Genomic DNA, 1202 nt, shown 5'->3' with positions numbered 1-1202 from the left:
AACGGTGCTCTCAGCCAACGGCTGTTCAGCGGTGGCCAGTACGAGTGTAGGTCAGGACAACACCGCCCCGGTGGCGAGTCTGGTGAGCAGCGGTACGCTCAGTTGCGCGGTGACTTCGGTTACCTTGACGGCCAGTGCCGGTGGGCAGAGTTACCGTTTCGGTGGGGGCGCCAACCAGCTTGGCTCGTCCAATCAGGCGGTGGTGAGCACCAGCGGTTTGTACTCGGTGACGGTGCTCTCGGCCAACGGCTGTTCAGCGGTCGCCAGTACGAGTGTGGGTCAGGACAACACCGCTCCGGTGGCTAGTCTGGTGAGCAGTGGAACGCTCAGTTGCGCGGTGACGAGTGTCACCTTAACCGCTAGTCCAGATGCACAAAGCTACGTCTTCAGCAGTGGGGCGGCCCAGATCGGTAACACGAATCAGGCAGTCGTAACGGCGTCGGGTATCTACTCGGTGACAGTGGTGTCAGCCAACGGCTGTAGCGGTGTGGCTCAAACCGCCGTAGAAGCTGACCAGAATAGACCTATTGTCTCCATCACTCCCGGCAGCGCGACGCTTACCTGCGCCAGTCCAACGGTGAGTTTGACAGCGATGGGTAATGGCTCGGTACGCTGGAGCACGGGCGAGACGACGCCCAGTATCCTGGTGCGTGCAGCCGGAACCTATTCAGTGACCCTCACCAGTGGTAATGGCTGTGCGGCTAGTACCCATGTGGTTATCGGTCAGGATCAGCAGGTGCCTACCGCCAGTATCGCAGCGAACCCATCGCTGACCATCGCCCAGGGCCAGTCGGCTAGCCTGACCGCTTCAGCTTCCGGAAGTACGGCGCCCGTCGGCTTCCGCTGGAGCACCGGCGAGACGACAGCCAGTATTGCGGTGAGTGTGGCTGGTCCCTACTCCCTTAGCGTCACGGGGGCCAATGGCTGTTCGGCTACGGCCTCGGTGGTACTTAGTTTGACGAGTGCACCGATCATGGAAGCCCCCTTCGCCATCACGGCCGTGACTACCCTCAACTGTACCCCCGTCCTGCCCAACCGCTACAGCATCAGCTTCACGCCCCGCTACAGTGGATTAACCGGCCAACTCGTTGCCTTTCGCGTGGTTAACGAGCTGCTGCCTACCACCGAGCCAGGACCCTACACCATCCAGCTCTACTCGGACAACCCCCGCATCCGTATCAGCGCGGTGCAGACCGGTACGC

1 pseudogene is annotated in these 1202 nt (G+C 61.6%); it reads left to right on the top strand.

Annotated features, from left to right (window positions below):
• Window positions 1–1202: pseudogene (locus GK091_RS29285) on the top strand (hypothetical protein); the annotation flags it as partial.

The sequence above is a fragment of the Spirosoma agri genome, from assembly GCF_010747415.1.
Classification (GTDB): domain Bacteria; phylum Bacteroidota; class Bacteroidia; order Cytophagales; family Spirosomataceae; genus Spirosoma; species Spirosoma agri.
The sequence above is the reverse complement of the archived record's forward strand: the minus strand, read 5'-3'. Positions and strand labels throughout refer to the sequence as shown.